General features: G+C 55.2%; 22 protein-coding genes. 10 read left to right on the plus strand and 12 right to left on the minus strand.

All coding sequences use genetic code 11. The annotated features are described in order from the left end of the window. Positions 1 to 252: 252 nt before the first annotated feature. Positions 253 to 648: a hypothetical protein gene (locus DMG62_21255; protein ID PYY20896.1), complete on the minus strand. Its 396-nt coding sequence runs from the start codon at positions 646 to 648 to the stop codon at positions 253 to 255. A gap of 145 nt (positions 649 to 793) precedes the next feature. Between DMG62_21255 and DMG62_21260 the strand changes: the two genes are divergently transcribed. Next, positions 794 to 1138 carry a hypothetical protein gene (locus DMG62_21260; protein PYY20897.1) on the plus strand — a complete coding sequence of 115 codons (345 nt, stop codon included), beginning with the start codon at positions 794 to 796 and terminating at the stop codon, positions 1136 to 1138. A gap of 359 nt (positions 1139 to 1497) precedes the next feature. Here the strand turns inward: DMG62_21260 and DMG62_21265 are convergent, their stop codons facing one another. The 3 genes from DMG62_21265 to DMG62_21275 all read right to left on the minus strand — a co-directional run bounded on the left by DMG62_21265 (position 1498) and on the right by DMG62_21275 (position 3666). Further along, positions 1498 to 1893 (minus strand): bleomycin resistance family protein, encoded by a 396-nt coding sequence (locus DMG62_21265; protein ID PYY20898.1) that lies wholly within the window; start codon positions 1891 to 1893, stop codon positions 1498 to 1500. A gap of 10 nt (positions 1894 to 1903) precedes the next feature. After that, entirely contained in the window at positions 1904 to 2596 is a 693-nt protein-coding gene (locus tag DMG62_21270; GenBank protein ID PYY20899.1) for a hypothetical protein, read from the minus strand. A gap of 452 nt (positions 2597 to 3048) precedes the next feature. Then, positions 3049 to 3666, minus strand: a complete 618-nt coding sequence (locus DMG62_21275; GenBank protein ID PYY20900.1) for a hypothetical protein — start codon at positions 3664 to 3666, stop codon at positions 3049 to 3051. A 503-nt stretch (positions 3667 to 4169) separates the two neighbouring features. Between DMG62_21275 and DMG62_21280 the strand changes: the two genes are divergently transcribed. Then, positions 4170 to 4469, plus strand: coding sequence for a hypothetical protein (locus tag DMG62_21280; protein PYY20901.1), 300 nt, complete (start codon positions 4170 to 4172; stop codon positions 4467 to 4469). A gap of 68 nt (positions 4470 to 4537) precedes the next feature. Here DMG62_21280 and DMG62_21285 read toward each other — a convergent pair whose 3' ends face one another. The 5 genes from DMG62_21285 to araD are packed head-to-tail and all read right to left on the minus strand — an operon-like array spanning position 4538 to position 9960. Beyond that, positions 4538 to 5659: a galactose-1-epimerase gene (locus tag DMG62_21285; GenBank protein ID PYY20902.1), complete on the minus strand. Its 1122-nt coding sequence runs from the start codon at positions 5657 to 5659 to the stop codon at positions 4538 to 4540. Between the two features lie 4 nt (positions 5660 to 5663). Continuing rightward, positions 5664 to 7292 (minus strand): ribulokinase, encoded by a 1629-nt coding sequence (locus DMG62_21290; GenBank protein PYY20903.1) that lies wholly within the window; start codon positions 7290 to 7292, stop codon positions 5664 to 5666. Positions 7293 to 7310: 18 nt separating this feature from the next. After that, positions 7311 to 7529, minus strand: coding sequence for a hypothetical protein (locus DMG62_21295; GenBank protein ID PYY20904.1), 219 nt, complete (start codon positions 7527 to 7529; stop codon positions 7311 to 7313). Positions 7530 to 7536: 7 nt separating this feature from the next. After that, positions 7537 to 9240, minus strand: coding sequence for a Na+/galactose cotransporter (locus DMG62_21300; GenBank protein ID PYY20905.1), 1704 nt, complete (start codon positions 9238 to 9240; stop codon positions 7537 to 7539). Then, a complete protein-coding gene (gene araD, locus DMG62_21305) occupies positions 9241 to 9960 on the minus strand; it encodes an L-ribulose-5-phosphate 4-epimerase (GenBank protein PYY20906.1) in 720 nt (239 codons plus the stop codon). It lies immediately after the preceding gene. A 233-nt stretch (positions 9961 to 10193) separates the two neighbouring features. Here araD and DMG62_21310 point away from each other — a divergent pair, with 233 nt between their 5' ends. Further along, positions 10194 to 10871, plus strand: coding sequence for an HAD family hydrolase (locus DMG62_21310; protein PYY20916.1), 678 nt, complete (start codon positions 10194 to 10196; stop codon positions 10869 to 10871). A 13-nt stretch (positions 10872 to 10884) separates the two neighbouring features. Here the strand turns inward: DMG62_21310 and DMG62_21315 are convergent, their stop codons facing one another. Continuing rightward, positions 10885 to 12402: an L-arabinose isomerase gene (locus DMG62_21315; GenBank protein ID PYY20917.1), complete on the minus strand. Its 1518-nt coding sequence runs from the start codon at positions 12400 to 12402 to the stop codon at positions 10885 to 10887. Positions 12403 to 12699: 297 nt separating this feature from the next. Here DMG62_21315 and DMG62_21320 point away from each other — a divergent pair, with 297 nt between their 5' ends. From DMG62_21320 to DMG62_21350, 7 genes are all read left to right on the plus strand, one after another. Beyond that, positions 12700 to 14274, plus strand: coding sequence for an alpha-N-arabinofuranosidase (locus tag DMG62_21320; protein PYY20907.1), 1575 nt, complete (start codon positions 12700 to 12702; stop codon positions 14272 to 14274). Between the two features lie 209 nt (positions 14275 to 14483). Next, positions 14484 to 15362, plus strand: coding sequence for a hypothetical protein (locus tag DMG62_21325; GenBank protein ID PYY20908.1), 879 nt, complete (start codon positions 14484 to 14486; stop codon positions 15360 to 15362). Positions 15363 to 15494: 132 nt separating this feature from the next. Further along, complete coding sequence (locus tag DMG62_21330) at positions 15495 to 17894, plus strand: hypothetical protein (protein PYY20909.1); 2400 nt, start codon at positions 15495 to 15497, stop codon at positions 17892 to 17894. Positions 17895 to 18205: 311 nt separating this feature from the next. Further along, on the plus strand, positions 18206 to 18571 hold the full coding sequence (locus tag DMG62_21335; protein ID PYY20910.1) for a hypothetical protein: 366 nt from the start codon (positions 18206 to 18208) through the stop codon (positions 18569 to 18571). A 451-nt stretch (positions 18572 to 19022) separates the two neighbouring features. Next, positions 19023 to 19379: a hypothetical protein gene (locus DMG62_21340; protein PYY20911.1), complete on the plus strand. Its 357-nt coding sequence runs from the start codon at positions 19023 to 19025 to the stop codon at positions 19377 to 19379. Positions 19380 to 19506: 127 nt separating this feature from the next. After that, entirely contained in the window at positions 19507 to 20994 is a 1488-nt protein-coding gene (locus tag DMG62_21345) for a copper oxidase (GenBank protein ID PYY20912.1), read from the plus strand. A gap of 9 nt (positions 20995 to 21003) precedes the next feature. Beyond that, a complete protein-coding gene (locus tag DMG62_21350; protein PYY20913.1) occupies positions 21004 to 22671 on the plus strand; it encodes a TolC family protein in 1668 nt (555 codons plus the stop codon). A gap of 178 nt (positions 22672 to 22849) precedes the next feature. On the opposite strand, the gene DMG62_21355 is transcribed toward DMG62_21350, so the two are convergent. Together DMG62_21355 and DMG62_21360 are read right to left on the minus strand one after the other, a co-directional pair. Further along, positions 22850 to 23047, minus strand: a complete 198-nt coding sequence (locus DMG62_21355) for a hypothetical protein (GenBank protein PYY20914.1) — start codon at positions 23045 to 23047, stop codon at positions 22850 to 22852. Positions 23048 to 23380: 333 nt separating this feature from the next. Beyond that, on the minus strand, positions 23381 to 24820 hold the full coding sequence (locus DMG62_21360; protein PYY20915.1) for a hypothetical protein: 1440 nt from the start codon (positions 24818 to 24820) through the stop codon (positions 23381 to 23383). Positions 24821 to 24838 lie beyond the last annotated feature (18 nt).

The raw sequence follows: 24838 nt of genomic DNA on the forward strand, positions 1-24838 counted from the left end.
AGGATTTTGGGTTTGCGGTCGGTGTAAGGCAAACCGGTGAGCTCGTTGTCATCCTTGTCCCTCGAGGACGTCGCTCAGATGGAGCCGCCGGCCACGGACGAACCTTATGTGCCTCGAGCACGCATAGAAGTCTGTCCGCATCACCACCGCAACCACCCTATGGACAGGTACGCCTGTTTTCATAGAAGGATGACAGAGCTAAAGAGTGTCAATCCTTGCCTGCCTTCGTGTTCCTTCGTGCCCTTTGTGGTTTCATCGATTTCGGGTGTGGGTGCTTTTCCCATCCAGCTCGCTCTTCATCAGCTGCGTCAGGCCTTCGAGGACTTTGCGGTCTTGCTCGGCTAGATCCGCGGCTGTTTCTGGCAGTGCCGCATTCTCTGCTGCCAGCGTAAGCGCCGACAGGGCGCGGAAGGCGTGCATATTTCCAGCGGTTGCGCTCTCGACCAGGCGTCTTATTGCGGCTTCCAGGTTGGTTACCGTCCGCTTCTCGCCCTTTTCTTCGATCACGACGCTTTCGTTCAGCGTTTCCTGAAGCACGCTGATAAGACTGCGCTTGCCTTTGGGCCGTCCGCGAGGATTGCCGGAAATTCCTTTTTTGAATTGCGCTGCCTTGGACGGTTTGCCATATCCGACTTGGTAGTTTGCCATCTAACGATCGCTCCCTGAGTCCTCGTCTAATTCAACTCTTAATTTCCTGCTAACCCGAATTTCCGCCGAGCGCAAGTAAAAAATGAATTTCATCTCGCGAGGAGCTCTTTTTGCTTCGCAAGCTAGTCAGTTCGTGGTACGGTGAATGGGCGATATTCGCTATCTCTTCACCAACCCTCTATTTTCTCTGGTACCGGGATTCGTGGTGAAAATCAACAAAAATCGTCAATTGTGGAAGAGAACGCCTGACGAGAAGGGTGAAGGCGGCAGGATCGTTGTCGAGGCGAGCAACGGATTGCGAAGTGCAGAATTCACTGCTTATTCACTGTTATTCACTGTTCCTGCTGGCGGACCAGAATGGCAATTTTGTGTAATCCCCGGCGCAGCAAGCGGTTGCGTGGAATCGTCCGTTGCTCGCCATGTCTTGAAGAAAAAATTCGCTGTTAAATTCGCTGATAAATTCGCTGTTCCGCGAAGACCAGTGAATTAAGCCAGATTCAAGCTCAGTCCGTTGCTCTCAAACTAGCAACGATGAAGTCCAGAGCGACGAAGAACCAGCGACATCTGCTCCCGCTGCTGCAAAAGCGGCTTCGCGCGCAACGTTTAAGGAGAACCGGCCGTCCCAGCCGTGTGTTTGCTCGGGACTGATATGCAGTACTTCTATTTTTGAAGATGTCCGTATCCGTAGAGACTGCGCGGAGCTTCACGCCGCAGAAGCATAGCAGTCCCAAACAAACACACGGCCGGGGGCGGCCGGTTCTCCTTATTTATCTGCAATTTATCTGCAGTCCTTGACGTTCATTTTTGGATTTATCTGCAGTCGTTGAGGTTCATTTTGGCTATCCCTCGTCACCTGTGCCGCAACTCCGCGGAAAAATCGTAGAACACGCGCAGTTGATTGCCATCCAGATCGGCGACTCTGAACTCGCGCAAGTGCCACGGTTTGTCCTCCGGCTCGGCTAGGATTTTCGCTCCGGCTTTCCTCCACCTTTGATACAGTTCGTCGACTTCATCCTTGCTCCTGAGATTCAGCCAGACCATGACCGCGCCCGCAGTACCATAGCTTTGGCGGAATGGCGCGTTGGTTAGGAACATCCGGCATTCTCCCTGCGAGATCCCCCCGATCCCGCCCTGGTCGTTCCCCCAGTCGAAATGGAACCCCAGCACATTCACGTAATACTCAGCCGCCTTCTCCACATTGCTAACCGGAATCTCCGGAACGGCCTTCGGAAAGAGCGTGATCATGGTTCCCAGCTTAAAAATTTGCCGAAGATCCGCTTACCGCGTCAGTAAGCACGTCGAACGAAAACATCGTTGGCTCCTTGATGCATGACGGAGTTGGGTCGGGTTTGCCTTCCTCGTCAAAGTTGATAAATGGGCGTGTCTCCAGCTGAATCCGTTCGTCGTCAACCCAGCTGTTGAAGCTGATTTGCGCGTAGCACGGGTGTTTGAACTGCTCCCAAATGGCGCGTTCCGGAAACATCAACCTCGCGGCATTGTCCCCTGCCTTGATCAGGAAATATTTGTAGTTACCGTCCCCGTCGGTTCCCCAGATCCACTGAAAAAGAACAACCAGAAGATTCCTTCCAGAAGGAGACCAACTCATGTATGCGACGCCATTTCCGTCATAGATGCTGCCGTCAGAGATCCGTTCTACACCCTGCCGAAGTACGCGCCGAAATGAGCCGTTACCTTGCCCAACGTACACTGTAGTGCTGTTTTGACATTGCCCAATAGTTGATGATTGGGCAGTTATTTCTGCATAGGCAACGATTCCGCTTCTTGACTTGATCAGCGGCGTCTGTTGTTTGTTGGATGCCACAGGAACCCCGCGCTGGTTCGTCACACAATCAACAAACTCCGTTGGTAGTGGTTTCAGAGATTGCGCATTGAAGGCAAATGGAAAGCACACAATTACGATCAGGATGGCTGGCAAAACATTTCCCATTGGTGCCTCCCCCCGTGCTTCAGTTTAAAGACTTTGATGCAGGCTGCTGAGTGCGCCGAGCGGCAGTTCGCGAGGATCGGATTAGGGGCTTTGCGCAACCTTTGATTTTTTCTGAACGGACACAGCCACGAAAGAAATTCTCCAAGTACGGAGAAACAAAACTGGAACCTGCGGACAGAGAAACCTGAGGTAAAGGCTGCACATTCAGCTAATTGATTAGCCGACGAAACTCCGCATGTCGCAGTCTTCCGCCTTTTGTGCGCTCCACAAACTCCACCTCACACCGATGCTCAGGCTTTATCCGGGGGGAGTTGTTGTCAGCGTCAGAAGGCGAAGGCGGCGATTAGAGGAGTTACGCGATCCGGATTGGGAACGACTTCCGATCTATGCTCCATTCCTGGCCAGACCAGCCAGGAATGCAGCACAGAAACTCTGTCTTGGTTCTGTTACCGTCAGGCGCCAGTCAAGCCGCCGAGCGATCCTGTCAACGCGCCGAGCAGGCTATTGAGCAGATTCACCACGTTACCCACACTGCCCACAATACCGCCAACGCTTTGTACAAGACTCAGAAGTGAGCAAACAATGGTGCCCACCGGAGTGCCCGACTGTCCACTGACACTGATCCCAATCGGCTCCAAGTCCACTCGAGCGCCGGCAAGGTCGACGTTTGTCGCACCCAGCAAGTTAACATTCACAACTCCACAATCGCCGGACGTCGCAACGGGTACGAGTTTCGCTCCCTGTCGATCCGGCGACCAGGCGATTCGGGTTAGATGGGCAACGTTGGGCGCCGGACCAGGGTACGCGGCCAGTCCTCCAGTGTCGGCCGTGAGAGTGACTTGCTGCCAGACTACGCCGGCGAACGCAGTCCGAGCCGAATTCGCCACGAACCCGACCGCGACGATGTGCCCGCCTTGATTCACGAATCCATTGATCGTTGCTGTTCCAGTAAAGCCATTGCTCCCTGTCACGGGCACAGTGAAGCTAGAATCCTTTGCGCCCAGCAGCGGAATCCCGCTCGCCAGGAGCAGGATCGCGACTCCAGACACTTTTCGCATCATGCTCTTCATTTGAGGTCTCCTTTTCGCATTTGCATTGGAAAGTGTTAATGAGTTTGGGTTAAAGAAGGATGAACGCGCCGGCACTCGGTGAGGCATGAGTTGTTACGAACCACGACGTGATCGTCTGCGAGCACGGGTCAAGAATGCGCGGTTAGATGCTGATTCTTTTGAGTGGTTGTCTTGGAATGAGCAGAAGCACGTCGAGACGTGATTTTGCCTTTTGGTTTCATTTCAGGAATGGCTCACATACCTTACCTAGTGAGGCCTATAGTGGGCAGGCATAATGCTTGACTAACAGCCAATTCCCCTAGGTCAGGTCGGACAAGCCGCAGCTCGGGAAATGCGACTGTGGCTGTAGGTGCAAAAAGACGCTTTCCAACCGGGCACCCGATTGCGACATCCCACTCCATGCGCCCCCCATGCAGTCTTCTGATCAATTATCACGTGTACTCTGCGTTGCTTGTTCCGCAAAGGCATTGGACATCCTGGATCATGCTTTGAGGTATTCACAATTGCGAATTCTGATTGCAGCTACTCGGGAGAACGGAGTTGCAGTCTGCGTCGCAGAGAGAATTGCATTGGCGGTTCTGGATGCCGAATCGATTCGCGGGCAAGAAGTTTCTGTGGCGACGGCGCTGAAAAATATTCGCCCTACTCTTCCTGTTATCCTGCTGGAAGAACGCCAACGTCATTCCGAGCTTCCTGTCAGCGTTGATGCCATTGTGCCCTCCAGTGATCCGGAAAAGCTTCTGAAAACGATTCAGGAACTCCTGAAAGCTGGGGGAGCAGAGTCGGTTTCTGCAGCGAGTTAATCCTGCCATTATTCCCTGAGTGATTCCCTGAACCAGGAATTGCGGAGATCCATTTCAAGGGCTCGCAATCAGCGAGTCGAAAAGGTGAACACCGTAACGGTGTGGTAGTGCTGCCCGGGTTTGAGTTCGGTCGATGGAAACTTAGGATGATTCGGTGAATCAGGAAAATGTTGGGTCTCCAGGCAGAGTGCGCCGCGACGTATGTATCTGGCACCGCCCTTGCCTTGCAACGTTCCGTCGAGGAAGTTTCCTGTGTAGAACTGGATGCCCGGTTGGGTAGTGGAGACGCGGAGCACGCGCCCGGTCGTTGGTTCATAGACTTCGGCGGCCTCGAAAAGCTTGCTGGCTGGCGAGTCGAGCACCCAGTTATGATCGTAGCCTTTGCCGAAGCGGATCTGCTCGTCGTCGGCGTCGATGTGGTCGCCGACTCGCGTCGACTTGGTGAAATCGAACGGAGTATTCGCTACTGGGCGAAGCTCACCGGTGGGGATCAGAGTTGAGTCGACTGGTGTGAAGCGCGAGCCGTGCAGCGTGAGCATGTGATTCAGGATGTCACCATGTCCCTGTCCGGCTAGGTTGAAGTAAGAATGGTTAGTGAGGTTGACTACCGTGTCTTTATCCGTAGTCGCCGAATAGTCGATTCGCAGGGCTGAGTTTGTAAGCGTGTAGCGCACTGTCGCAGTCAGATTTCCGGGATATCCGGCTTCGCCATCCTTGCTCAGGTAGGTAAGCTCGATTCCGTTTGGAATCTCCTTGGCTTTCCACACCGCATTGTTGAATCCGTGCGGGCCGCCATGCAGAGAATTTGGCGGGTTATTGATGGGCACCGAGTACTGCTTGCCGTCGAGAGTGAATTTTCCTTTTGCGATTCGATTTGCGTATCGTCCAATGATCGCGCCGAAAAATGGATTTCCTGCAGGAGCATTGCTGATCTTGACGTAGTCATCGAGCGAGTCGAATCCGAGCACAACGTCGTCGGATTTACCCGACTTGTCTGGCACTTTCAGCGAGACGACGATGCCGCCATAAGTGATGATCTTTGCCTCGACCGGGCCTTCGGTGAGCGTGTAAACGTCGACGGCAGTCCCGTCGGGCATCTTACCGAAAGCCTGCTTGGACACGTTCGTCTTTGCCTCCATGGTCGTCACATACATGATCAAACACAGCAGCAAAAGCGGCATCATTTTCATAAGATCAGCCCAAGTTTCTCTCATTCGTTCGCACGTCCTTTTCTGGTGAGGTTCTCGTCACGGAAGTTTTGGTCTGCGCGGTTGAGACCTCGATCAAAGCGGGTAAGATCGTTCCGAAGCTTCCGGTCCTTTGTCCAAATTCGAAATAGATCTTGCTGTAAAGATCGTAAAGACGATCATAGACGCGCTGCTCGGCGGTGTCTGGTTCAAATTTTTTGTGAGGTGGACATATCTTGTCCTGCGCCTCTTCGACTGTTGCAAATATCCCTGCAGCGAGGAATGCGAAGATCGCCGATCCTAGACTCACGACGCTCTTGCTGGGGACGAGGACCGGCCTGCCTAGCACGTTTGCATAAACACGGTTCAAAATATCGTTCTTTTGCGGGATGCCGCCGGCGTTAATCACGCGCCTGATCGTAACGCCGTGGCTTGTCATGCGATCGAGAATCACCCGGGTATGCAAGGCAGTGCCTTCAATGGCGGCAAAGAGTTCGTCGGCTGCCGTGCTCTGCAGATTCCAGCCCAAAGTGATACCGCGCAGGTTGGGATTGACCAGCACGGTACGGTCTCCGTTGTCCCAGGTGAGACGCAGCAATCCGGTTTGTCCGGCGCGATAGTCCTCAAGCTCCCGACCGAGGCTCGCGACATCGGTGCCGGCGCGCGTTGCAATCCCATTGAAGATGTCGCCTACTGCGGAGAGTCCCGCTTCGATGCCGGTGCGCTGCGGATGAACACTTCCCGGCACCACGCCGCAAACGCCAGGCACGAGATTGACGGACGGCGTGATTCCGATGATGCAAGTGGATGTTCCAACGACGTTCACAATGTCGTCGGTGCGGCAGCCGGCACCAATGGCATCCCAGTGGGCATCGAATGCTCCTACCGGAATGGGAATTCCAGGCTGCAGTCCGAGTTTTTGTGCCCAATGAGGAGATAGTTTGCCGGCGATATGCCCCGATGTCGCATACTCTCCCTGCAGCTTTTCGCGAACCCCCTTGAACAGTGGATCGACTTTGACCAGAAACTCCTCGGGCGGCAGTCCTCCCAAACTGGCATTCCAGAGCCATTTGTGTCCCATGGCACAGATGCTGCGTTTTACGTTTTTGGGATCGGTAATACCGCAAAGCGTCGCGGAAATCATGTCGCAGTGCTCGAAGGCTGAAGCAAATTGAGCACGTTTGTCAGGATTGTGACGCAGCCAGTGCAGAAGCTTGGAGAATCCCCACTCAGACGAGTACACGCCGCCGCACCACTCGATCGCCTGCAGGCGTTCGCGGTGCGCTGCCTCGGTGATCTCTTCCGCCTCGCCCTTTGCGCGGTGATCGCACCACAGGTAGTACTCGCCAAGCGGCTTCAGCTCTCGATCCACCGCAATGACCGTGGAACCTGTGGTGTCGAGCGCAATGGCCACAACGTCATTGCCTGGAATTCCCGATTTGGCAAACACCTCCCGCATGGCAGCGGTTAGTGCCTTCAGGTGATCGTCGTGTGACTGAGTGGCGTATTCGGGATCGTCGCGACTGCGATGTAGTGGATACCCCGCCACGGCAGATTCCAGCAGTCCACGTTCGCTGTCGACCAGTGACACGCGTACGCTCAGAGTGCCGAAGTCCACTCCCGCGACGATGGCCATTCAGATCCCTTTGACCGACTATGCGCTCTTTCCGGGCCGGAACATGTAGCAGTACACGGTGCCTAAAACGATCAGCAAACCACCCCACCATACAGATGCGTGCAAGTTGGTCAGCTGGACATCAGCAGGCGGATTCGACCATTGTGCGAGGCCAGTTATGAGAATCAGTACTCCATAAATAAGGAGCAGCAAGCCTACGAAGAACCATACCGGAATGATGTGGTGTTTTTCCCTCATCAGCGTCTCACCAGAAAATGATTTGCAGGATTACTAGAAGAATCAGAGCCAGGACTCCCCATACGAGCGGTCGATGTACCCAACGTACGTGCTCTTCATGAGCTTTTTCCGTCAAGCTGTAGACGAGGCCGACCAGCTCCTGATCAGGTCGTGGTTTGGTCACGAGAGTTACGAGAACTGTGACAACCACACATGTGATGCACGCCCACATGGCTTGCCACATAGCCTGTGCTAACGGTTGCGCCACCGGAGACAGAGCGAAAACGCGTACCCAGCGTTCATCAAATTTCATCAGGAGGAATATGGTTACGGAAGAGCCTACTCCCGCCAGCAATCCCCAAAATCCCGCCATGCGGGTAACGCGTTTCCAAAGCATGCCGAGCAAAACCGTGCCGAACAGAGGCGCGATAAAGAATCCGAAGAGCGCCTGCACGTAGTCCATCATGCTCTTGTTGTACTGAACCAGATAGGCGGTACCAATACTCACGAATAAACCGATCATCGTGCACCATCGGCCCATGGAAACATAGTGCGAGTCCGGCGCATCCTTGCGTAGATACGGTCGGTAGATGTCATACGTCCATACCGTGGCGAAGGCGCTCACATTGCCGGCCATTCCGGCCATGAATCCTGCGACCAGTGCCGTGATTCCTAAGCCCATCAAGCCGGGACCACAATAGCGCGCGAGCATCAGAGGTAGCACGTCGTCGTATTTGAATTGTCCTGGCTGTGCCTGGTTTCCCGGAACGAGATGCCAGGGCAGGACCGCGCGACCCAAGAGTCCGGGAAGAATCACGATCAGAGGCACAGCCATCTTGAAGAAAGAGCCAATGATCGGCGCCAGCTTTGCTGACCGGACATCCTTTGCCGAGAGCACGCGTTGTACGACCAGGAAATCCGTAGTCCAGTACCCCATAGACTGCACGGCGCCTAAACCAAAGACGATTGCAACCCAGTAAACGCCCATAGGGTTCTTGTCGGCGGAGCTCATAGGAGCCCACATGTGCGTGAACTCCTGACCTGGGAAATTCTGGTGAATGCGCGCCACCATCCCGCTCCATCCGCCAGTTTCAATCAATCCCAGAATCGGAATCAGCAGAGCCCCAAACCAGATTAGGAAGAATTGCAGCACTTCGTTAAAAATCGCAGAGAAGAGGCCGCCTGCGGCGACGTACACACCGACCGTTAGTGAAGAAACAATGATGCTGAAATGCAAGTTCCAGCCAAGCACTACCTCCATGACAACTGCCATGGCATACATATTGACGCCCGACATAAGAATGGTCATGAAGGCAAATGTGATTGCGCTTAGGGTGCTTGCTTCCGAGCCGTAGCGCAATTTCAGGTATCCGGGCACCGAGTGAGTCTTGGAGATGTAGTAAAACGGCATCATCACCAGGCCAAGGAAGACCATTGCGGGAATGGCTCCTATCCAATACCAGTGAGCAGCCATAATCCCATATTGGTAAGCGTTCCCGGCCCATCCGAGGAGCTCCAGCGAGCCCAGGTTCGCTGAGACGAAGGCAAGCCCGGCGACCCAGGCCGTCATCTCGCGGCCGGCGAGGAAGAAGTCCTCGCCGGTAGTGGCGAAGCGTTTGAGGTAAAAACCGATCGCCAGAACTAACACGAAATAAATCACAATAATGGCTAAATCCACTGCTGAGAGACGCACCAGTCGCGTTGCGACGAACATCGCTGGTAGTGGAGTCATTTATCGTCCTTTTCTCGAATTGAGTTCTCGTTCCTGGCCGTAGTAAGCGTTGCGCCCATGCTTCCTGAGGTAATGTCTGTCGTGCAGCGCGCGATCCACGGCTTGCGCCTCATGGTTGATCGTCATCGTGAAGTACGCCATACGCGCGACGGTTTCGACAATGACGGCGTTGTGCGCCGCGGTTTTCGCGTCTGGTCCCCATGCAAACGGGCCATGATTCGCCACCAGAACCGCCGGCACGGCCTCATAATTCATATCCTGGAAAGTCTTGACGATCACGTGTCCAGTATTTTCTTCGTAAGCGTCAGTGATTTCAGTGTCGCGCATCGAGTCAGTTACGGGCACAGGCCCATGAAAATAGTCGGCGTGAGTAGTGCCGAGACACGGGATCGGCTTGCGCGCCTGCGCCCATGAAGTTGCATACTCCGAGTGCGAATGCGCCACGCCGCCGATGTTAGGGAATGCCTTGTAGAGGACGAGATGGGTCGGCAGATCCGACGAGGGCCTCAAATCGCCCTCAACCATGTGCCCATCGAGATCTGTTGCGACCAGGTCTTCGGGCCGTAGATCGTCGTAGGGAACACCGCTGGGCTTGATGATGACTATCTTGTCGCGCCGCGAGATTCCGCTCACGTTGCCGAACGTGTATAGAACCAAACCTTTGCGTACGAGGTCAAGATTCGCCTCCAGCACCTGTTCGCGAAGTTTTGCCAGCGTCATTTCTATGCGTTGCCAGCCGATCGTGTCGTTGCCAATTCCGATATTCCCCTGATCTAAAATGTTTTAGTAAGGGATATCGTGCTTGTTGCGCTAAGGCCAGCCAAAAGTAGAACAGCGAAATTGTTTTGTCAAACCAGCGCGATCTCAGTTGCCGCGCATGGCACAGTATCGGATTACAGATCGCTGGAACTCTGCACGTGAACCGGTATATGCATGCTACGATTCGGCAAGGAATGCCTCAGACAGTACCGATACAAGCAGATGCACTGCTCTTCGATATGGACGGTGTTCTTATCGATTCCACGCCGGCCGTCGCGCGAGTTTGGACAAAATGGGCGCTTGATCACGGCTTCGATCCCGAGGAAGTGGTACGGCGAGCACAGGGTCGTCCAAGCATCGCGACCATTCGCGAGCTTCTTCCCGATTCGGACCATCGCGCCGAAAACGGCAAAATCGAGCGCAGCGAGATAGAGGATCTGGAAGGTGTGGTTCCACTTCCTGGAACACTCGAGCTGCTAAATGGACTTCCGTCCAAACGTTGGGCGATCGTTACCTCCTCCACGCGGTCGCTCGCCGAGGTTCGCATCCGCGTCGCCGGTTTACCGCGACCGAGACTCTTTATAACTTCCAGCGACGTTACCCGTGGCAAGCCCGATCCGGAGCCTTACAGGAAAGCGGCCGAGTGCCTGGGGTTCTCAAGCGCGAATTGCATTGTTATCGAAGATGCTCCGGCGGGTATCAAAGCGGGAAAAGGCGCCGGATCCCGCGTGATCGCGTTTCCCACCACCGTGACCATGCCCGAGCTGCAGAAAGCAGGACCAGATTGGATCATCGAAAACTGTGGCGCATTGACGTTGCAGCCGGTAAACGGTCAGCTGAGATTTTATCTGCGAGAGCTTCCTTCTAAATGAAAGCGATTTGGAGCTACAGGGGAAATTGGTTTCCGAGCGCTTTCAACCCGTAGTACACGTCATTCCACCGCAGCTCTTTATTGAATTCCGAAATGGAAGTGTTGGCGTCGATTAAGAGACATTCCAGATTGGCGATCAAAGCGAAATCTTCCAAATGCTGCGCGGTCAAGGCCTGACTGAACCCGGTGTGGTGTGCTCCGCCGGCTAGAATCCATGCAGCTGCAGCCACCTTTAGATTCGGCTTGGGAATCCAGACGGCTCTGGCCACCGGCAACTTGGGCAGAGGATGCTCCGGCGCAACAGTGTCGACTTGATTGACGATCATGCGGAAGCGATCCCCCAGATCGACGATCGACGCATTGATTGCGGGACCGGTTCTACCGCTGAAGACCAGGCGCACTGGATCTGACTTTCCGCCGATGCTCAGAGGATGAATTTCCAGCGACGGTCGTGCATCCGCAATAGAAGGACAGATCTCCAGCATGTGAGCGCCCAAGACCATGCCGCCGTTCCTCAGATCGTAGGTGTAGTCCTCCATGAATGACGTTCCACCTTTGAGTCCGGAGCTCATCACCTTCATCGCGCGCACGAGCGCCGCCGTCTTCCAGTCGCCCTCGGCTCCGAAGCCGTACCCATCCGACATGAGGCGCTGCACTGCAACTCCGGGCAACTGCGGCAAGCCATGCAAGTCTTCAAACGTATCCGTGAAGGCTTCAAAGTTGCCATCTTGAAGGAAACTTCGCAGTCCCAATTCGATTCGCGCTGCATCTCGCAAAGATGACCGCTTCTCCCCGTCCGCCTGTAGCGGTTCGGCAACCGCATACGATTCCTGATATTGGAAAATCAGTTTGTCTACGTCGGAGTCGCTGACTTGTTTAAAGTGGTCGGCGAGTTCACCAACGCCGTATCCGTTTACCGAGTATCCAAGCCGCATCTCGGCTTCAACTTTGTCACCTTCGGTGACCGCGACCTTGCGCATGTTGTCACCGAATCGTGCGATCTTCAGGTGCTGCGCATCTTGCCAGGCACACGCCGCACGCAACCAGCTAGCCAGCTCGCCCGTGACATCTTCGTCCTGCCAGAATCCTACAATTACTTTTCGCCGCATGCGTCCGCGGCTTGTGAGAAAGCCAAATTCGCGATCCCCGTGCGCCGACTGGTTCAGATTCATGAACTCCATGTCGATCGTTGCCCATGGCAGCTCGCGGTTGAATTGCGTGTGGAGATGCACAAACGGCTTGCGCAGCGCTCTCAATCCGGGAATCCACATTCGTGCCGGAGAGAATGTGTGCATCCACATGATGAGGCCGACGCAGTTTGCTGAGCTGTTTGCTTCGAGGCAAAGCTGGTATATCGACTCCGGCGTAGTGAGCACCGGTTTGAAAACGATTTGCACCGGCACGTTAGGCGAGTCATTCAGAGCGCTCGCGATTTCTCGCGAATGCGTTGCGACCTGATCCAGCGTTTGCTGTCCATAAAGGTGCTGGCTTCCCGTCACCAACCAGGCTTCAAACTGTTTGAGGTCAATCATCAACTGGATTTCCTCTCGGCAATTTAAGTGAACGAGGAAATAGTGCAGCTCAGAATTCTTAGCTGCCTGAACCACTGTTGCAGAAAACTTGTTGGCGAATGCTATCATGCGCGCGCAGGACAGATGACAAGCGGCATTGAACCGCTTCAGCGGAGGGAGACAAGCAGAGTCGCCCACGCTTTTCTGGATCAATTGATGCCCTTCTTCAGCAAGAATTCTCTGTTTTTTGAAGGTTGCCGTTAACAGTTCACTGCATTGAGGTACAAACTAGTGAGTTTTCGTTTTGGAAGAGCAACAATGCGGCGACTTCTTGTTTTCCTCGCCCTGCTCGTGGTGCCTCTGAGCGTGCCCGCGACGGCGACAAAGAAAGTAGCGTTGTCGGTTGATGCGTCGAAGCCTGGCGCAAAAATCGACCGCAATATCTTCGGCCAGTTCGCCGAGCATCTGGGCCATGGCATTTACGACGGCATCTGGGTCGGTCCAGATTCTCCGATTCCGAATACGCGCGGCATTCGCAACGATGTCGTCGCTGCACTAAAAGCAATAAGGGTACCGAACATTCGCTGGCCAGGGGGATGCTTCGCCGACGAATACCATTGGCGCAATGGTATCGGACCGCAACGAGCAGTGACGCTCAATCCCAATTGGGGAGGTGTTATCGAGCCGAACACTTTCGGTACTCATGAATTCATGGACTTCGTTGACCAGATTGGCGCCGAGGCATACATCTCGGTCAACGTCGGGTCAGGGACTCCTCGCGAAGCTGCCGAGTGGCTGGAGTATCTGACCACAGCGCAGACGACTACATTGGCAAAAGAGCGCGCCGCGAACGGTCATCTTGCTCCCTACAAGATCGGCTATCTCGGTATCGGGAACGAGAGTTGGGATTGCGGCGGCAATATGACGCCGGATTACTACCTCAGCCAGCTTAAGATCTACAGCCGGTTCGTGAGAAATTTCAATCCCGCGCAGCAGGACAAAGAGAAAATGTTGAAAATCGCCGTCGGCCCTGGCGGTGGCGAACTGCGGTGGACCGACTGGACTGAGGCGATCATGAAGGCCTACCAGCACCACCAGTGGAGTTGGGATATCAATGGCCTTTCCATGCACTCATACACAGTAGTGAGGTGGCCACCTTCGTTTAAGTCCGTGGGATTCGGCGAGGCTGAGTACGCTCAGGTCCTCAAGTCTACTTTCGACATGGAGGATTTAATAAATAAGCATGCGGCCATCATGGATAAGTACGATCCGCAGAAGAAGGTCGCGCTGGTCGTGGACGAATGGGGTGCATGGTATGCGCCATTACCTGGCAGCAATCCTGGCTTTCTCGTCCAGCAAGGCAGTCTGCGTGATGCCATTCTGGCTGCGCTGAACCTGAACATCTTTGCTCGACATGCAGATCGTGTGCGCATGGCCAACATCGCGCAGATGATCAATGTTCTGCAGGCGATGATCATGACAGACAAAGAGAAGATGGTCCTGACTCCTACCTATCACGTCTACAAAATGTATCTTCCATTTCAGGACGCTAGCTTTGTGCCGGTCACATTCGATGCCGGTAAATACACGTATGGCAATATCAGTTTGCCGCGCGTAGATGCCATTGCCGCTAAAAACAGCGAAGGCAAGCTGTGGCTGGAAATCACCAATCTGGATCCCAATGAGCCGATAGAAGTGGAAGCGAGCTTCTCAGGCATTAACGCTAAATCAGCGGCTGGAGAATCGCTGACTGCGGTCAAAGTTGATAGCGTCAATACCTTCGAGTCCCCCAACGGTGTTGTAGCAAAGCCCATTTCTGCACACGTTCAAGCCGGCAAAGTGACGCTGAAGCTGGAGCCCAAGTCGGTGACCGTAATCTCAGTTCAGGAATGACGCAAGCCGGCGCCGTGAGCACAGATTCCTGAATGCCATCGCATAAAGAGCAAAGTACAAGCGCCTTTGCCAATGCTTCGATGCTTTTGTGACACTTTGCGGAGTGCCACACTGCAACCGCAAAGAGCCCATGTGCATTGCATGATATCAATCGGTGATATCGTGGTTCACTCTCGAAGCATCGTCGTGAGTCCACACTAGGCAACCGCATGCGCTTTTGGATTTCGCACGCCAGCGATGTGCCGATCCGCGAGCAACTGGTGACGCAGATTGTCCTCGCGATACTCAGCGAAGATCTCCAGACCGGAGTCCGCCTGCCGAGTACCCGGGAATTGGCGCGACGATTCCGCATTCATGCCAATACGGTCAGCGCTGCTTACAAAGACCTGGAGAGAGCCGGATGGCTGGAGTTACGTCACGGTAGCGGCGTTTACATTCGCCGGCAGTATCAGCAGGAATCGCTGTCGCCCGAACTGGTACTCGACCGCCAGATTGCCGGCTTGTTCAGCTTCGCACGGCAATCAGGTATCGCCTTTACCGTGGTTCGCAGGCGGCTGCGGCACTGGCTCGATCTCCAGCCGCCCGATCATTTTCTGCTGATTGAGCCCGATGCAGAGTTGGCAACCATTGTGACAGCCGAGATCCGGCAAGCTGTCACTTTTCCCGTAGTGGCATCGGATTTCAAGGCATGCACTTCGCCTGAGCTGCTCGAGAGTGCAATTCCCCTGGCCATGCCCAGCAAAGTGGAGCGCGTTCGCGCCAGGCTTCCGCAGGGAATGGAGTGCATTGGCTTGCGGGTGCGGTCCGTGACCGAATCGCTTGCGTCCTGGATGCCGGCGCAAAGACAGGCCCCGGTTGCAATCGTGTCTGGCTGGCCTGACTTCCTGAAACGGGCGCGCACCATGCTGGTCGCAGCGGGATTCGACTCCGACGGCCTCCTGATTCGCGATGCTCGGGACAAAGGCTTTTCCCTCTGCTCGCGCAAGCATCACTCGCCGAATTGCGTCGTTACGAAGATTTCATTCAACAACCACTCAGCTGATCAATGCAAAACGCGGTGCAGAGAAGAATCAGGACAGGCTGAATAGTCGTTTAACACTCCCGTTGTCGTGATACAGTCGCGGCTCGGGTGAAGCAATTTCCCTAACCAGGCGGATGGGGAGCCGTCTAAGCTTCTGGGCAGCAACCCGAAAGTTTTTGTCTGCGTAGAGGGGCATCGCTTGCTGATCAAGAATCTTCGCTATGGTTTCCGGATGATGCGCAGCACTCCGGTGTTCACGGCTGCGGTCATTCTGACCATGGCGCTGGCGATTGCTGCGAACACCACGATATTCAGCGTCCTGAACGCCGTGCTGCTGCGGCCGCTGCCTTTTCATGAGCCAGAGAGATTGGTACAGGTCGCAGAAAAAAATGACAAACTGAAGCTCCCGAACTTCGGAGCGTCGGTACTGAATTTCCTCTCCTGGCGTGAGGAGACCCGAACCTTCGAGGAGCTCGCCGCAATCGGTTTCAGTACCTTCACTCTTACAGGTGCCGGCGAGCCTGAGCAATTCACGGGAAATCGAATCAGTCCAGCGCTGACGCACGTCGTTGGCATTACTCCCATTCTGGGACGAGCCTTCACAGCCGAAGAGGAGAAGCCCACCGGAGCGCCTGTAGCAATGATTGGCGAAGGAGCCTGGAGGCGACGGTTCGGGGCTGATCCTGCGATCGTCGGGCGGACAATCACTCTGAACGGAGTGCCGACCACCGTCGTTGGCATCGCTCCGGCATCGCTGAATCTGTTCTCTGGAAGCGACATCTACACGCCGTTGACGATCAATCCCGGTACCGAAGTCCGTCTGAACCACGTCATTATTGTTGTCGGGCGTCTCAAACCGGGAATTTCCCTCGATCAGGCACAAGCCGAGATGGACACCATTGCAGCGCACGTCGGCCAGCAGTATCCGGAGGTGCGCGACTGGGGAATTCATCTCATCACGCTTTTCGACACGTTCGTAAGTCCGCAACTCAAGACCGGACTCATCGTGCTGATGTGCTCAGTTCTCTTCGTACTGCTGATCGCTTGCGCTAACATTGCCAACCTGTTGCTGGCGCGAGCTGTGGCTCGGCAGAAGGAGATTGCCGTTCGTACTGCCATGGGCGCGGCTCGCGCGCAGGTATTTCGACAACTGCTTACCGAGAGCCTGGCGCTCTCGATCATGGGCGGCGCAATCGGCATTTTCGTGTCACTTCTCGCGATGGCGGCGATCAATCGCCTGCTTCCACCAAACCTGCTCCCCGTGCCGCGCGTGCCTGTGGACCAATCAGTCCTTTTGTTTGCCATGGGACTGACGGTTGCTGCAGGTGTGTTCTTTGGGATAGCACCCGCGTTACACGCGTCCAAGGTAAACCTGAATGACGCGCTCAAGGAAACTGCTCGTGGCACGGAGAGCGGCGGGCGCGCACGCCTGCGCAACGGCCTCGCAGCGAGTGAGCTCGCGCTGGCGACGATGCTGCTGATTGGCGCTGGACTGCTGATCCAGACTCTCCTCAACCTGCAGCGGGTGCAGCTGGGCTTCGAATCGCGCGGGATCATCACCTTTCAGCTTGCTCCGCCAGCGGCGAAGTATCCACTGGACGGAAAGGCCCCGCTGTTCTATCGCGCCCTGATCGATTCGCTCCAATCCTCGCCCGGAGTCAGGAACGCGGCGGTCTGCAGCGGCATTCCGTTCGGAAATGGGAATTACACTCAGACTCCCATCAAACCTCTAGGGGCTTCGGTCCTGGCTCCAGGAACGGTGGTTCCGATCGATTGGCGCATCGTGAGTCCTGGATATTTCAAAGCGATGCGAGTTCCGCTGCTCGCGGGGCGCGATTTTACTGATGCTGATGACAACAAGTCGTTCTCCGTCACCATAGTGAGCGAGGCCACTGCAAAGAAATTGTGGGGGGATGCTGACGCGGTCGGGCGTTCGTTTTACCGTGTTGCCGATCCCAAGAAGGCATTCACAGTGATTGGCGTTGCCGGCGATATCCGCAACACCGCGCTAAACCAGGAATCACCGACCGTTTACTATCCGATGGCCTGGCATGTATGGCCGCTGATGGACGTGGTGGTGCGGACCGAAGGGGCACCAGAGACGCTCCTGCCGACGATCCGGCAGCGCGTCCACGAACTCGACGGGGAACTTGCGCTGGCCAACATCAGAACCATGGATGAGTGGATCGCAAATAGCGCAGCACAGCCGCGATTGAATGCCATGTTGCTGGCCACGTTCGCTTTACTAGCACTATTAATTGCTGCACTTGGGATCTATGGAATCCTGTCGTACTCAGTCAACCAACGGACGCGCGACATCGGAGTGCGCATGGCTCTTGGCGCACAGCGCAGCCGCGTGCTGCGCCTGATCGTTGTTGAAGGCATGAAGCTGGCTATGCTTGGTATAGGTATCGGCCTGTTGGCCAGCATTGCCATAGGACGTGTGCTGTCTAGCCTGCTGTACGGCGTTTCCGTGCATGAGCCGAGAATCTTCGTGGCCGTGTCGCTGCTCCTGACAGCAATTGCCGCCGCAGCATGCGCTATCCCGGCGCATCGCGCATCACGAATAGAGCCAATTGCAGCATTGCGGCACGAATAGTATTTCGATCTCGGCGCGTTTGAGCTAACACTACCCGACTACATTCGGTGCAGAGGAATGTCGAATTCTTGACGCTTCGCCTGTAACTCAACAGTAGGTTTTGAATGCACAACGTGCGGATGGAGCGATTCGTCGGAGCAATCACAGCGACTCTCCACTGATTTTGCCTGCAGAGTTGCGCTTTGCGACGAGGTCGGGCTCGCCTGTCCCTGGCGGGCGATTGCTGTGGATGCTATCGTGCTCACTTTGAGCCGATGCGACCTCTATCAAAGATATCAATGCGGAAGTGTGCCCGTGGACAGAACGGCTGCATGAGACTTCGCGATTCCGGAGCAACAGCAGTCGCCGCAGCTACGGTGATTTTGTTTGCGAGCTCTGCAGTTCTCTTTTTCCAAACCATCCGCCAGCGATCTCACAACGCAAAAGGTGGCGAGCGCATTTATAAATCGGGATGTATCGCTTGCCATGGAACGAATGGTAGTGGCGCGCCAGAGACGCTCACGGAATTCAAGCGTCCCGAGACCTTTCCCGATTTCACTCGTTGCGATCAGACTACGCCAGAGCCCAACTCAGCCTGGAAAGACGTGATCATCAATGGTGGGCTGGCGCGCGGCTTTTCGGAAATTATGCCCGCATTTGGCAAGTTGCTCACCGACGAGCAGATCGACGCCTGGTGAACTATTACGATTCGCTCTCTTCCGGCGCAGCAGTGATATTGGCAAGAGCGGAGGCGACGAAATAGCCAGGGAACTGATGATCTGATTGCAGCGGTAAGATTCGCTTTGGAACAGATGCTCAAGGAGAATGCACTTTCTTCGAAGAGGTTGTTTGCAAAGACTTCAAAACAGCGTCCCAAGAAAAGGTCTTGGAAGCCACGCAAGCCTCACTTCGTCGCGATGAAAGCAGACACAGTTGTTTTGAACGGCGTATGGCATATGCCGGGTGCATTCTCACCCACCCTCAGAACCGCGCGGAGGATAGGGCACCCACCGCTTGGTCATCAACGAAAAAAATCAAAATGGCATTAGATGAAAGGTGGCGCACCCGGCAAAATCCGTGACCTAGGCCCGATATGCATTGCCTTACGGTTTGCCTCAAACTACTCTTTGCGCGCATCATCTTCTAGCAGTGTTTCGATTCACCTCAAAAGCGATCGCATTTTTCTTGTTCGGCTCCCTTTTTTTCTGGAACGCCGCGCTATTGCTGCCGAATGCTGGTTTATCGAGGGCACTGTCTACCCCAGCCGCCTGCCATGAGGATGATTCGACTCCGGTGCCGGTAAGCCCGCATGCCCCGGATCATACCTGCTGTCTGGTTGGACATAATCATGCGCTCCTGACAGCAGCATTGGATGCGCCGTCTCTGCCGGTGGGCGTCTTCGTTGAATTCCATTCTGTATCGCACTCCGTACGCTGGTACGAGCGGCATCGTCCTTTGCTGGTCGATTCAGGACCGCCTTCCGACGCGCAGCCTCTCCGGATTTAGCCACTAGCTCCCCAACAGTTCCATCCGTCGTTGCGATGGAGCTTGTTCACTCGTCTTTCAGACGAGCGGTTCTGGCATATACGACACGAAATTCCCGCCCCATTTTTGGAAAGAGAGAGTTCACGTTATGAGCGACCGTCGTAATTTCCTGCGCGGTTTTTTCACGATTGGCGCAAGCGCGCTGAGTCTTCCGCGATTGTTTGCCCACCAGGAATCGAGCAGTACAGGGCAAATTCGCAAGGAGCATAAAGCAGGCGTCCACCAGGGTTTCAACGTGCCGGTGCAAACTCCGGATGTACCTGATTTGCCATTCACCATGGATAACGGCGTCAAAGTGTTTCATCTGATTGCCGAGCCAGTGAAGCAACAAATCGCTCCCAATAAGACATTGATTTTGTGGGGCTTCAACGGCAGCGCTCCCGGACCGACCATTCAGATCAATCAAGGAGACCGTATTCGCATCATCGTGGACAATCACTTGCCCGAGCCTACCTCGATGCACTGGCATGGCTTCGAAATTCCCCACAACATGGACGGTGGTCCCGGCATCAGCCAGATGCCGATCAAGCCTGGCGGACGCTTCATTTACGAGTTCACGCTGCACCAAGAGGGTACTTACTTCTACCACTCGCATATGGCCATGCAGGAAATGATGGGCATGCTTGGCGCCTTCATCATGCATCCGAAGCAGTCTTACCGGCCGTCCGCAGACAAAGACTTCATGGTGATTCTGCAGGAATATGCGGTGCTACCGAACAACGTGGTTCCGAATTCCATGAACATGGAATTCAACTGGCTGCTGATTAACGGGAAAGCTGGACCAGCGAATACTCCTCTAATTGTTCGCCTCGGCGATAGGGTTCGTATCCGCATGATCAATTTGGGAATGGACCATCATCCTATCCATCTGCACGGGCATACGTTCGTGGTCACCGGAACCGAGGGTGGACGTATTCCAGAGTCGGGTTGGATTTCGGGAAACACGGTTCTCGTCGGCGTGGCGCAAGCTCGTGATGTGGAGTTCGTCGCCAATAATCCGGGTGACTGGATGCTGCACTGCCACTTGCCCCACCACATGATGAACCAGATGTCCTCAAACGTCGGACCGATGTCGCGCATTGGCCGCGGCACTCCCGCCGGCGTGAACATGGAAAACGGAATGGGAATGCTCACCGGAGAACCCGGGGTACCTACCGGCGAGGACTACGGACCAAGCTTGGGCCGAGGAATGGGCTTCGGATCGACCAACGATTTTCCCAAGAGTAACGGACCGATTTCCCAAAAGAACTCTGAACAGAACATGCAGGGCATGGACATGCAAACAACGAACGGAGACATCGCGCAAAACGCCGACTCGGTTCCCGGTTTTCCTCAGGATGCGTATATGGAGGGTCCGATGATGGCGATGGACCAAATGGTGGACAAGCCGCAGAACTATGGCTTGCCGCCGGGCTGGAGCGGATTCATGCAAGGCATGATGACGCTTGTGCGCGTCCTTCAGCCCGACAAGTACGCCGAGGTGATGGAGCGCGTTCACCGTGGAGAGAAATCGAATAAGCCTGAGATGCCGGGCATGGAAATGCATGATATGCCGGGCATGCAGCACCCCAAATAGGAGCAGCCGATGAAAACCAAAAGAACTATCGCACTACCATTCGCGCTGCTCCTGGCAACGGGCACTGGCGCACAGGAACACCAACATCAGATGCCTGGCATGCAGATGCCGGCGCAACAACAACAGCATCCGATGCCGGGCATGCAGATTCCCCAGCAAAAAGAGCCACGAAAACAAAATCAGCAGGCGCCACAGCCGGGGCCTTCAGGAGCGCCTGGCATGCAGACTCCTCAGGGGGCTTTGCCCACGATAGAACAGCAGCAACAAGCTAATCCGCAGCCAGAAATGAAAATGGAACACATGCAGATGCGGAGCCCGGAAACAACTCCCTCCCATGTCAGCGATTTGCAGGAACCCGAGAATCCGGAACAGAAAACCGGAGCGAATCTTCCCGTTACGGACCTGTTGGAGAGTGCTCGCAAAAGCCCGACAAAAAAGATTGACGAATTTGAGCAGCTTGCGCTCAAAAGCAATCCGACGTTAGCGCAGGCGCAGGCTATCGCTGGTCAATCTTCGGGGCTGGCGCGACAAGCTGGCCTTTGGCCGAATCCGTCGATTGGATATCAAGGGGAAGAGATTCGCGGAGGATCGTTTCGCGGAGGCGAGCAAGGCGGCTTCGTTCAGCAGAACATTGTGCTCGGCAGAAAGCTTGGACTGCGCAGGAATGTTTTCGAACAACAGCATAAGGCGGATGAGATCGGCATTGAAGAGCAGAAGCTCGATATCTTAGGCGCTGTTCGGGTGCAATTTTATGAAGCTCTGGCCGCGCAAAAGACTGTGGAAGTCCGTAGTCAGCTTCTGCAACTTGCGATGGACGCGGCTGCGACCGTTCACCAGCTCGCCAATGTCGGGCAGGCAGATGCGCCCGATGTGCTCCAGACGGAAGTGGAAGCCGAGCAAGCAAAGATTGATCTCGCTCGCGCCCAGCGTAAGTACATCCAGGCCTTCAGTACCCTGGCGGCTGTGTCCAGCCAGCCCGGCCTCACATTGACGCTCCTCAATGGCGACCTCGAACACCCTCCTGAGATCGACATCGAGCATTGGGTGGAAGCCGCAGTACACCAGAGTCCCAGTGTCAAACGCGCCGAGCAGGAAGTCAGGCGTGCTGAAGCGGCACTCGCGCGAGACAAACGCGAAGCCGTTCCCGACCTGACGCTTCGCGCGGGTGTGGAACAGAATCGCGAAATCGATTCTTCTTCCATGCGACCGGTGGGCGCCCAGGGCTTCGCCACCGCAAGCATCCAGATTCCAGTCTTCAACCGCAATCAGGGCAATGTTCAGGCCTCGAAGTACGAGTTGGAACGCTCTCAGCGCGAGATCGAGCGAGTCAAACTCAGGCTCGCTCAGAGCGCCCAACCGCTCCTGCAGCAGTACGCGACTGACAAGTTGCAGGCCGAACGCTACAGGACCCAGTTGATTCCTCGAGCGCAGCGTGCGTACGAGCTCTATCTACAGAAATACCGGAACATGGCGGCTGCATATCCGGAGGTAATCATTTCGCAACGCACATTTTTCCAATTGCAAGAAAACTATGCTCAAACGTTGGGAGAACTTTGGACTAGCGCGGTGCAATTGCAAAATTACTTGTTTGCCGACGGTTTGAGTGCGCCGAGACCAAGCGGGAGCACGAGCACGCAGAGCAATCTTGCCACCAGCGGTTCGGGAGGCACGGAATGAAGAGGCGAACGACGGGTGGCACAGCCTTCGCTGCCTTTGATTTTCAGACTTGCAGTACCTAAGAAATGGGTGCCGCATCCTTTTGCGGTTTTTTCAAAAGGATGCGCTGACGATGAACGGCGTCGATTCGATTTGCCAATTCAAGCATTCTTTTTTCTCCGGCTTTAGCCGTGGGGTTTCAGATCGGGAACCGCCCCGGGGCTAAAGCCCAAACATTATTATGCAATCGCTTCTTTGCAACGCTGAAGCATTGCCCCCGGATAAATCCGGGGGCTTCCACCTGAAAACCCAAATCCGGGGCTCCCACGTGAAAACCAGCACCGAACATTAGTTCGGTGCTACCACGAGTCAAGATTGCGGTCAACGAAAATTTCATTTTGGAACTCGGGCGGCTCGGGGAGAGTGCTCGCCGCAATCTTCGGACGCGGGCGCGAGCAACGGATGCGAATTTCATGATTCACTGCTTATTCACTGTTATTCACTGTTCTTTCTGGCGGGGAAAATCGCGAATTTCCGTAATCCCTGAGGCGGCAGGCGGTTGCGCGGAATCGTCCGTTGCTCGCCGCCTTTTTTAAAAAAATTCGCTGTTAAATTCGCTGATAAATTCGCTGTTCCGCGAACAGCAGTGAATTCGGCCAGTTTCAAGGTGAGTCCGTTGCTCTCAGCATGACGCCGGGTTCTATAAAACGTCTTCGAACCCAGGCGAGGCTCACTTGGTCGCGATGAAATTGAAGAATACGCCTTTGTGGTTGTATTTCAGGTCGGTCAAGTCGTCGGAGAAGTTGGTGAAGTTGTAGCCGGCGCCAACCTTCAGGTTCTTCCCGAGGTAGCGATAGATCGCAGCCAGCGCGCCGCTGTTGCGTTGAGTGATGTCGGGCAGCTCTAGCATTCGCACCTCGGCCATACTCTCCCAGCCCGTTAGGAACCGCCAGTCCATGCGCAACACCCCGAGGTGCGCGGGGCTATCGAAGAACTGCGGCTGGTCGCGATCAAGACTTATCTCTCCCAGGCGGTGGGCGTACTTGCCGCCGATTGACCATTTCGACGTGAGGTCGTATGTCAGATCCAGCGATCCGACGTGGCTCTTCTGAATGAACTCGGCCGCAGTATTCTGCGCTGTAAACTGGTCCGTGGTCGGGACGTTATAGAAATACGTGTACTTGACCAAGGCGCTCAGCCGGTCATGTAACACAGGACGGTATGCGTAACCGACTACGGCCTCGGTGTAGCCGCCGCCAAAGAACTCGCCGAGCGAGCTATTACTGATCGAGTGGTCCAGCTTGCCGATCATTCGCCAATCAGGCGTCAGTTGGAGCTTGAAGTTGTTGCGGAAGAGCAACAAAGTCCTTTTGGTGAGCGTCGTGTCGGGTTGTTCTGCGTCGTCTCGGCGATACTCGACTGCGCTCGAGAACTGAATCCTTTCACGGCCGTAACCCAAGCGGATTCCAGCCGCCTTGCGTTTGGTCTCGGCACTGGTCTGCGAGTCGCGGAGCTTCCCGAACTCCGCGCTGCCTCCGAAATTCCAGCGCTCTTTGGTTACGAGGTTGATTCCGGTGGCGTGCGTAAGACCGCTCATCGACCCGCCGTCCTGGTATCGCTCCTCGACGTAGACGCTGGAGCTATCTGAGAGCCTTCTCTTCTCTCCATAGATCAAGCTGCCTTGGCGGACTTCCTGGCCGTTGTCCGCACGCTCGTTTTCGAGCGAATAATTAAGGTAGAGATTGGTCCGCTCGGAATAAAGGAAGCTCGTGCCGACTTTTCCCCCTAGCCCAAGGTCTCCGTCGGAAGCCTCGCCGTCGATTCGGAAGCGTTCCGTTAAGCGATAGGAGCCTCCCGCACCGATACGACCGTTGTCCAAGCGGTTGCCGTCTGCCGCGACCGTGTCTTGGACGAAGGCATAAGCACGCCACACTCCGCCGGGATCGAACTTCACCTGCGCGACCGCGTCCGTACGCTCGCCCTGTTCCTGGGTTAGCGGCACAACCGGTGAACGGTCCTTGCGCAGATCGTCGCGTACTCCGGTGCTGAAGCTCCACTTATCGGTCAGCTTAAAGCCCATGTCCAATTCGACCGCACGGGTCTCGAGTCCCTGATCCTCGGTCCGCTGATCGCCCTTGGCCGTCAGGCTCAGACGATGCGTCACGGGCATCTTGATCGTGCCGCCGTA

The organism is Acidobacteriota bacterium (assembly GCA_003225175.1).
In the GTDB taxonomy this organism is placed as follows: domain Bacteria; phylum Acidobacteriota; class Terriglobia; order Terriglobales; family Acidobacteriaceae; genus Gp1-AA112.

What these genes read in the sequence shown, in the direction of transcription:
- DMG62_21320 (PYY20907.1), top strand. Translation starts at nt 12,700, where the DNA reads ATGCGGCGACTTCTTGTTTTCCTCGCCCTGCTCGTGGTGCCTCTGAGC.
- DMG62_21310 (PYY20916.1), top strand. Translation starts at nt 10,194, where the DNA reads ATGCCTCAGACAGTACCGATACAAGCAGATGCACTGCTCTTCGATATG.
- DMG62_21350 (PYY20913.1), top strand. Translation starts at nt 21,004, where the DNA reads ATGAAAACCAAAAGAACTATCGCACTACCATTCGCGCTGCTCCTGGCA.
- araD (PYY20906.1), bottom strand. Translation starts at nt 9,960, where the DNA reads ATGACGCTGGCAAAACTTCGCGAACAGGTGCTGGAGGCGAATCTTGAC.
- DMG62_21295 (PYY20904.1), bottom strand. Translation starts at nt 7,529, where the DNA reads ATGAGGGAAAAACACCACATCATTCCGGTATGGTTCTTCGTAGGCTTG.
- DMG62_21325 (PYY20908.1), top strand. Translation starts at nt 14,484, where the DNA reads ATGCGCTTTTGGATTTCGCACGCCAGCGATGTGCCGATCCGCGAGCAA.
- DMG62_21260 (PYY20897.1), top strand. Translation starts at nt 794, where the DNA reads ATGGGCGATATTCGCTATCTCTTCACCAACCCTCTATTTTCTCTGGTA.
- DMG62_21255 (PYY20896.1), bottom strand. Translation starts at nt 648, where the DNA reads ATGGCAAACTACCAAGTCGGATATGGCAAACCGTCCAAGGCAGCGCAA.
- DMG62_21285 (PYY20902.1), bottom strand. Translation starts at nt 5,659, where the DNA reads ATGAAAATGATGCCGCTTTTGCTGCTGTGTTTGATCATGTATGTGACG.
- DMG62_21315 (PYY20917.1), bottom strand. Translation starts at nt 12,402, where the DNA reads ATGATTGACCTCAAACAGTTTGAAGCCTGGTTGGTGACGGGAAGCCAG.
- DMG62_21300 (PYY20905.1), bottom strand. Translation starts at nt 9,240, where the DNA reads ATGACTCCACTACCAGCGATGTTCGTCGCAACGCGACTGGTGCGTCTC.
- DMG62_21270 (PYY20899.1), bottom strand. Translation starts at nt 2,596, where the DNA reads ATGGGAAATGTTTTGCCAGCCATCCTGATCGTAATTGTGTGCTTTCCA.
- DMG62_21360 (PYY20915.1), bottom strand. Translation starts at nt 24,820, where the DNA reads ATGCCCGTGACGCATCGTCTGAGCCTGACGGCCAAGGGCGATCAGCGG.
- DMG62_21335 (PYY20910.1), top strand. Translation starts at nt 18,206, where the DNA reads ATGAGACTTCGCGATTCCGGAGCAACAGCAGTCGCCGCAGCTACGGTG.
- DMG62_21265 (PYY20898.1), bottom strand. Translation starts at nt 1,893, where the DNA reads ATGATCACGCTCTTTCCGAAGGCCGTTCCGGAGATTCCGGTTAGCAAT.
- DMG62_21355 (PYY20914.1), bottom strand. Translation starts at nt 23,047, where the DNA reads ATGAAATTTTCGTTGACCGCAATCTTGACTCGTGGTAGCACCGAACTA.
- DMG62_21290 (PYY20903.1), bottom strand. Translation starts at nt 7,292, where the DNA reads ATGGCCATCGTCGCGGGAGTGGACTTCGGCACTCTGAGCGTACGCGTG.
- DMG62_21275 (PYY20900.1), bottom strand. Translation starts at nt 3,666, where the DNA reads ATGAAGAGCATGATGCGAAAAGTGTCTGGAGTCGCGATCCTGCTCCTG.
- DMG62_21345 (PYY20912.1), top strand. Translation starts at nt 19,507, where the DNA reads ATGAGCGACCGTCGTAATTTCCTGCGCGGTTTTTTCACGATTGGCGCA.